The 7129-nt window shown below is 56.1% G+C and carries 8 protein-coding genes; 6 read left to right on the top strand and 2 right to left on the bottom strand.

The features are described 5' to 3' along the window. Window positions 1-403: hypothetical protein (locus ACOVRA_RS00225; protein WP_421718566.1), on the bottom strand; the 403-nt coding region annotated here is incomplete at its 3' end. A gap of 879 nt (window positions 404-1282) precedes the next feature. Here ACOVRA_RS00225 and ACOVRA_RS00220 point away from each other — a divergent pair. Further along, the gene (locus tag ACOVRA_RS00220; RefSeq protein ID WP_421718565.1) at window positions 1283-1804 is read left to right on the top strand and encodes a phasin family protein; all 522 of its coding nucleotides are present in this window, start codon (window positions 1283-1285) and stop codon (window positions 1802-1804) included. 22 nt (window positions 1805-1826) lie between these two features. On the opposite strand, the gene ACOVRA_RS00215 is transcribed toward ACOVRA_RS00220, so the two are convergent. Then, window positions 1827-2432, bottom strand: a complete 606-nt coding sequence (locus ACOVRA_RS00215) for a TetR/AcrR family transcriptional regulator (protein ID WP_290806741.1) — start codon at window positions 2430-2432, stop codon at window positions 1827-1829. A gap of 167 nt (window positions 2433-2599) precedes the next feature. On the opposite strand from ACOVRA_RS00215, the gene ACOVRA_RS00210 reads away from it, so the two are divergent. The 5 genes from ACOVRA_RS00210 to ACOVRA_RS00190 form a co-directional block, all read left to right on the top strand. After that, complete coding sequence (locus ACOVRA_RS00210) at window positions 2600-4288, top strand: alpha/beta fold hydrolase (protein WP_421718564.1); 1689 nt, start codon at window positions 2600-2602, stop codon at window positions 4286-4288. A gap of 101 nt (window positions 4289-4389) precedes the next feature. Next, the gene (locus ACOVRA_RS00205) at window positions 4390-5298 is read left to right on the top strand and encodes an alpha/beta fold hydrolase (protein WP_421718563.1); all 909 of its coding nucleotides are present in this window, start codon (window positions 4390-4392) and stop codon (window positions 5296-5298) included. Window positions 5299-5314: 16 nt separating this feature from the next. Further along, window positions 5315-5827 (top strand): ATPase, encoded by a 513-nt coding sequence (locus ACOVRA_RS00200; RefSeq protein ID WP_421718562.1) that lies wholly within the window; start codon window positions 5315-5317, stop codon window positions 5825-5827. Continuing rightward, the gene (locus tag ACOVRA_RS00195) at window positions 5827-6579 is read left to right on the top strand and encodes a GNAT family N-acetyltransferase (RefSeq protein ID WP_421718561.1); all 753 of its coding nucleotides are present in this window, start codon (window positions 5827-5829) and stop codon (window positions 6577-6579) included. Before ACOVRA_RS00200 ends, ACOVRA_RS00195 begins: the two co-directional genes overlap by 1 nt. Before the next feature lie 54 nt (window positions 6580-6633). Continuing rightward, window positions 6634-7129: GAF domain-containing protein (locus ACOVRA_RS00190; protein WP_421718560.1), on the top strand; the 496-nt coding region annotated here is incomplete at its 3' end.

The raw sequence follows: 7129 nt of genomic DNA, 5'->3' as shown, positions 1-7129 counted from the left end.
TGGCACAAGATGCTCGCGTCCGGGTTTCCAAATCGGTCAGCTTGCCATCTGGCGCTTCCCGCGGGCTCAGTTTGAAGTCACCGATCTTTTGTAGCGCCAGAACGGCCTCGGGTGGGTTCCAAGGGTCTTTCGTGATCCATCGGGTAGCAATTGTCAAAATGAGGCTGGTCGCGACAAAGCAACAAATCACGGTCATCGGGGTGATCTTATGCACCTCTTGCTCGGGCGCGCGGGCGGCGCGGCTATGGCTGTTTGACTCGTTGGAAAATTCTCGCACCAACCGAACGGTCGACGGGCCTGCAATGACTGCCTGTTGAATATCCCGATTAATAAAGGGCTCTGCCTGCGTTGCTAAGACAAGTTGGTCGGGCGTTTTGCGAGGGGGTCTTTTTCCAAACAACATAACAAATACTCTCCGACTAATGAGACCAAGTTCCATCTCTTGGGCGCAAGGTGCCGTTCAACTCTCTCTCGTGTCCCTAAATGAGACAGCTGTCCGTGATGTCGCAGTTTTTGTGCCTAAAAGGGGAAAAGCTGCGCCGGCCTACTCCTCAGAAGGGAGCGAAGAGTAGCCAGCGAGGCGGGGTCCGTACCCGTCACTCCTACTGGTCGCCCCCAAGAGGAGAGGGGAGTTGCTAATCTGGACCCATTTTTGCGACCAGAATGGCCACCAAAGCGCCTCTGAGTGTCCAGAAAAGTGGGCTTTACGCGCGCAACCCTCGCCCCCTGAGGGGGAGAGGGGGCGGGGGTGAGGGGGCCTTTGCGCAAGAGCACATTAGCTCTGATAGATTGAGAAGCTCTGGAGCACAAACGTTGATACTGCGAGTGTAAGGCCCTCACCCCCGACCCCTCTCCCAGTGGGAGAGGGGAGTTGAACCTCGTTTTGCGCAAACTCGACGACCGCAGTTGCTAAAGCAGAGCTTCATAAACGGTGGTCATGGTTTTAGTCTTTTTTCCACTTAGACGGCCTTTGCCGCAGGCTGTGCCAACTCAAAGGCGGTTTTCGAGTTTGGGCGCGCAACATGGATTGTCGAACGGCTACAAGGCAAGCGAAGCGACGCATTGAACCGTTCCAAGTGCTTTGGCTTCGGTCTCGCATGATCCAGCTCAGGAATTGCTTGACCGCGCGGCGGATTAGCGGGGGCTTGAATGCTGCCACCACCCCCAAATGCTGCGTTGCAGCATTTAGTATGCGCTTTCTAAAACCACCCGCTATACCCGTCTCATCGAACACCAAAGGGCTGCTCCTCCCCCCCACGCAGCCCGGTGAAGGAGAGATAAAATGACCGAAGCAAAGAAAGTCACCGAAACTGTTGAGACCGCACGTAACGAAGGTCTCGAAATCGCGCGCAAGATCTGGTTGGCAGGCGTTGGCGCTTATGGCCGCGTGTATCAAGAAGCTGCTGGCCGCGTTGAAAAAGTAACGGGTGCAGCTAACGAAATGTTCGACCAATTGGTTGAAAAGGGTGAGCAAGTTGAAGATCTGGTTCGCGCCAGCATCTCCAAGAACGAAGCAGCCGGCAAAGTGACTGAGTATGTCGAAAAGACAACCGCACAAGTGAAGACCGCTTCTGAGACCCGCATCCATGATTTGGAAGAGCGCTTTGAAGCTGTTCGCAAGACCGTTGTTGAGAAGGTTTCGCCCTTCATGGACAAGGTTGCGCCAATCAACATCTTCGCCATCGGCGGCCAGATTGAAGCCTTGACTGCAAAGATCGATGCTTTGACCGCTGAAGTAGAAGCTTTGAAGGGCGCGAAAGCGGCTCCTAAGGCTGCGAAAAAGACCGAAACCGAAGCTGCTTAAGCCCAGCTTTCTGCCTATTTGATCACGGGGCGATAAACCCCGTGATGGGCAACATGATCAGAGCCGCCGCGCGTGCGATCAGTGCGCGCGGCGTTTCTGTAACTGGCGCATCAAATTCCATCCGCACCAATTGGAAGGCGAGGCCAAGGGCGACCTGATTGACCAGCCCGTCAAAGGCCTCATCGGTCGCGACAATGGCTTTGGAAGCGCGTAGGGCATGGAGAAGGCCGAAAGCCGCATCATGCTGGACCGCGAACATATGGCGGATCTGATTGGCCAAGCGGGCATCGGCGCGCACGACCGATAGGGGCTCCCGGTAAGCAAAGCGGGCATCCCAAGCCTCTTCGACTAAGATGTGAACCCAGGTCCAAGCCGTCTCAATCGTGGCATCATCGCCGGCGCACTTTTCCAGCGCGGCACCCTTGATGGCTTCCAACTCGCCAATGTGAGCGGCCAGCAAAGCGGCAGCAATCTCGGCCTTGCCTTTGAAGTGGTAGTACAGATGGCCGGGCGACATGGACAAATGGTTGGCAATATCGACGGCGGCCAAGGCACCAAAGCCCTCGCTGTTGAACAATTCACGCGATTTGGTGAGGATTTTGTCCTTGGTGGGGCTTGATCCACTCATTTTGAGGTGTCCTTCAGCAGCCAGAAACAGGCAAACGACGAAAATCCGTAACCAAACGCGCTTATCACAGCAGAAACGACTTCACGATTGTCAATTGCCGTCATAACGTCGGTTCTGACAATGCCTGCGGGGGTCATTTAATGAATCTTCGGGGCGGGGAGGTCTGAATGTCGAAGCAGAAAATCAATCTTGGTGACGAAGCCGCACAAAATACCGTGGCCCTGACGGCCATGATGGGTCTGGCACGCGAGGACTTGATGGGGGCTGTCGCGCTGATGATGCGCGAAGTAACTGCAAAGCCTGCGACCACGACCAAGCATTTAAAAGCCTTGGGCGATGATGTCGTCAAAATTTTGAAGAATGAAAGCGATCTGGCCCCCAATGCCAAAGATAAGCGCTTCATGGATATTACGTTCAAATATAACCCCATCTATCGCATGGGGATGCAATATTATCTGGCTGTGCAAAAAAACGTTGGCACTTGGCTGGCTGATCTTGATCTGGACGAGATGGAGAAGGCGCGGGCCACCTTTGTGTCTCAAATGATCATCGACAGCATTTCGCCAACCAACACGCTGGTGGGCAACCCCGCCGCGATCAAGCGCGCCTATGAAAGCGGTGGCATGAGCCTGATTAAGGGCCTGCAAAATGCCTATCGCGACCTGACTGAAAATGGTGGCCAAGTCAGCCAAGTGGATAAGCGCCCGTTCAAAGTCGGCGAAAATCTTGCAACCTCCAAGGGCGCGGTTGTCTATAAAACCGAGATGATGGAGCTGATCCAATATGCACCTGCAACCGAGCAGGTCCATGCCATTCCCTTCCTGATCATCCCGCCCCAGATCAACAAGGCCTATGTGAACGACCTCTCGCCCGACAAGAGCATTGTGCGCTTCTTGGGCTCGTTGGGGCTGACGACGTTCCTCGTCTCGTGGCGTAATCCGCGCGTGCAGCATCGCGACTGGGGCTTGGCCGAATATGTCGATGAGCTGATTAAGGCGAGTGATGTCATCCTAGAGATCACCAAGTCGAAGAAGCTCAATGTGTCGGGGGCCTGCTCTGGCGGGATCACCACGGCGACATTCTTGTCGAAATTGGCTAGCCTTGGCGATAATCGCGTCAATGCGGTGAGCTTGATGGTCAATGTGCTCGACCCGCAAAAGGATGATTCCGAAGTCGGGGCTTTGGTGTCTGAGCATGGGATTGAGCTGGCGCGCCAACGCTCTGCCAAGAAGGGCATTTTGGAAGGCGATTCCTTGGGCCGGATGTTTGCTTGGATGCGACCCAATGACCTCATCTGGAACTATGTCATCAATAATTATCTGATGGGCCAAGATCCCCCGCCGTTTGACGTGTTGTTCTGGAATAATGACACCACCAATCTGCCGGCGAAACTGCACTCCGATTATCTCGACATGTATCCCAAACAGCCCTTCGCCAATCCGGGGCAGGTGGAGTTTGCGGGCCATGTGGTTGATTTGACCAAAGTCACCAATGATTTGTTCGTCATTGCGGGCGTGACCGACCATATCACGCCGTGGAAGGCCTGTTATCGGACGACACAATTGGTGGGCTCGGAGAATATTGAGTTCATCCTCTCGCACTCGGGCCATATTCAGGCGCTGTTGAACCCACCGGGCAATCCTAAGTCGAAATTTTATCGCAATCAGGGCAAGCCACCTTCAACCACGGACGAGTGGATGGCTGGGGCAACCGAAATGCCCGGCTCGTGGTGGCCCTTGTGGGGTGAGTGGTTGAAGGCACGTTCTGGCGCGATGAAAGCGGCACCAGCGGACGTGGGCAATAAGAACCATCCAGCAGGCGATGCAGCGCCTGGCCGCTACGCGTTCAATGATTAAAAAGGCTGTATCGAGCGGACCATTCCAAGCGTAAGAGTTTGGCAACCATCTTGATCGACCATAAAAGCCCGGCTCAGGGATCGCTAAAAGGATAGTCTAACGTGTCATCAGCTACCGAAACGACAGGCCGCAAGGCCCAGTTCGAACGTGTCACCATCGGCGGACGCACTGTTCGCGCCGCCGTTTGGCGCACGGACCTTAAAGGGAAAGCCGGTAAGGACCGTCCACGACCGATCCTGTTTTTCAATGGCATCGGGGCCAATATCGAATTGATGGCACCTTTGGCCGATTGGTTCGTCGACCGCGATATCATCACGTTTGACATGCCAGGCGTGGGTAAGTCGCCCAATCCAATCCTGCCTTATCGGCCTTGGATGATCTGTGCCTTTGCCGCCAAGCTGTTGGATCATTACGGTTTTGATGTGGTTGATGTGATGGGCGTTTCGTGGGGCGGGGCGATGGCCCAGCAATTTGCGTGGCAAAACCCAAAGCGCACGGGCCGTCTATTGTTGGCTGCGACCAGCATGGGCATGTTGATGGTGCCGGGCGATCCGGAAGTTTTGATGAAAATGGCCAGCCCGCGTCGCTATGTCGATAAGGACTATATGCTGGCCAATTTCCGCACCCTTTATGGTGGCGACACCAGCGGCTCTGATGGCCATGCTTCGCGCCTCCTGCCACCTTCGACCATGGGCTATATGCAACAGCTGACCTGTATGATGGGCTGGACGAGCGCATGGTTCTTGCCCTTCTTGCAGGCCAAGACGTTGGTGATGATGGGCGATAAGGACAAAATCGTGCCTGAAATCAATGGTCGTTGGATCGCGAGCCTCGCCCCCAATGCCAAGCTGCACATCGTGCAAGGTGGTGGGCATTTATTCTTGGTCTCGTTTGCTGAAAAGATCGTCCCCGTGATGCGCGACTTCTTTGATGAAGGCGAGTTCTGGCATGGCAAGACTTTGGCGACTGAGGCGGCCACCGCCAAGCCCGCAGCGAAGAAAGCGGCTTGATCAAAGGATAGGCACGATGCGGATTTGGTTAGGGGTCGCCCTTGGCATGCTTTGCGCCAATTCCGCATTAGCTGGCGTTCAAACCGCATCCGCCAGCCAAATCGCTTTGGCCTATGATGTCGAGCTTGCTGGACCTCCGTCCGACGCGTGGAAGCATGTCGTCGATGTTGCCGCATGGTGGTCGTCGGAACATACTTATTCGGGCCAAGCCAAGAATTTAAGTTTGGATGTTCGACCCGGCGGTTGCTGGTGCGAGAACTGGGCAGGTGGTGGGGTTGAGCATGCCCGCGTGCTGATGGCCATTCCCGGCAAAGCCTTGCGGCTAGAGGGCGGCTTCGGCCCGCTGCAAGGCATGGCGGTTAAAGCCACCATGACCTTCACATTAAAGCCTGCGGCAGACCCGTCAAAGACGCAGCTTCATGTGGTCTATCTGGTCAATGGCACGGCAGAGTCCAAACTAGACGGGCTGGCTGCCCCGGTTGACGGCGTCTTGTCGATCCAGTTTGGCCGATTGGCCGCTTTAAAATAATGACTTCAGCCCAGTCTCTTGTGGCCTTTGACTTCGGGCAGCGGCGGCGGCCAGAGGGGGCTGATCTGCCGTCTCATTGGGCGCAAACGCCTTTTGTGACCCGCGATCATGGCCAGATCATCTGGCAGAATATCGCCGCACCTGCCTATCAAGATGTGATAGCGGCCGAGCTTGAATTGGCGCGGGCGGCAGGTGCCGAAGACCTCGAATGGAAGCTTTATTCGCATGATGAACCAACGGGCCTCGCGGCAGCGCTAGAGGCGGCAGGGTTTGAGCGCCAGCCGACTGAGACGATTTTGGTGCGCGCCTCTGATTTAGGCCCGGCGGCCCCAGTAGTCGGCCTAGAAATCGCGCGAATCCAAACGCTGGAAGAGGCGACGCATTGCTTTAACTTGGCGCTGCAAGCCTTTGGAAATAATTGGGATAAGACACCTGAAGACTTGCTTCAACGCGCCTTTGGCGGCGAACCCTTTTGGCTTGCCCGCTTTGAAGGCCAGCCCGTCTCCATGGGTAGGCTGACGCGGACGCAGGGCAGTGACTTTGGTGGCCTCTATGGCGGGGCGAGCCATCCAGATTTCCGCAGACGGGGCTTTTATCGGCCTGTGGTGCACGCCCGCGTTCAGGCTGCGGCACAGATGGGCTGTAAATGGGTGTTTTCCGAAGCCTTGCCAACGAGCGAGCCGATTTTGCGCGCCCTAGGGTTTGAGACTTTGTGTCAGGTGACGGGCTATCTCTACCGCTTCAAAGACTGAGACTTTTTGCGCGCGCCACTGGCAATCTGGGCGGGCAGGCCATAGATAGCCGCCATGGCCGAAACTTTTTCCCCCGACGATTTGCCCCTCGAAAAGCCCGCTCGCTACCGCGAGGTGGAGGCGATGATTGCCTCTGTCGTGGCAGGCGAGACCAGCCACACGGCCCGCTATGCCACCGCCGTCAGCCTTTTGGTGCAGGCCTTTGGCCCACGCTTTTTCTGGACGGGCTTTTACGTGGTGGACCCCTTAATGCCGACTGAGCTGGTAGTGGGACCCTATCAAGGCACGCTAGGCTGCTTGCGCATTCCGTTTGGCCGCGGCGTTTGCGGGGCGGCGGCCGCTTCTGGCCAAACCCAATTGGTCAAAGACGTCCACGCCTTTCCGGGCCATATCGCGTGCGATAGCCGCTCCAATAGCGAAATCGTGGTGCCCGTCTATGATGCCTCAGGCGCCTTGGCCGCCGTATTGGACGTCGATTCCACTGAGCTCGCGGCGTTTGATGAAGAAGACCAGGCTGGGCTTGAGTCGATCTGCGGGATTTTGTTGAGGG

This window comes from Aquidulcibacter sp., from assembly GCF_049239865.1.
GTDB lineage: Bacteria > Pseudomonadota > Alphaproteobacteria > Caulobacterales > Aquidulcibacteraceae > Aquidulcibacter.
This window is presented reverse-complemented; position numbering and strand designations above follow the sequence as displayed.

Coding starts and splice junctions, on each gene's coding strand:
- ACOVRA_RS00220 (WP_421718565.1), top strand. CDS start 1,283: ATGACCGAAGCAAAGAAAGTCACCGAAACTGTTGAGACCGCACGTAAC.
- ACOVRA_RS00215 (WP_290806741.1), bottom strand. CDS start 2,432: ATGAGTGGATCAAGCCCCACCAAGGACAAAATCCTCACCAAATCGCGT.
- ACOVRA_RS00210 (WP_421718564.1), top strand. CDS start 2,600: ATGTCGAAGCAGAAAATCAATCTTGGTGACGAAGCCGCACAAAATACC.
- ACOVRA_RS00200 (WP_421718562.1), top strand. CDS start 5,315: ATGCGGATTTGGTTAGGGGTCGCCCTTGGCATGCTTTGCGCCAATTCC.
- ACOVRA_RS00195 (WP_421718561.1), top strand. CDS start 5,827: ATGACTTCAGCCCAGTCTCTTGTGGCCTTTGACTTCGGGCAGCGGCGG.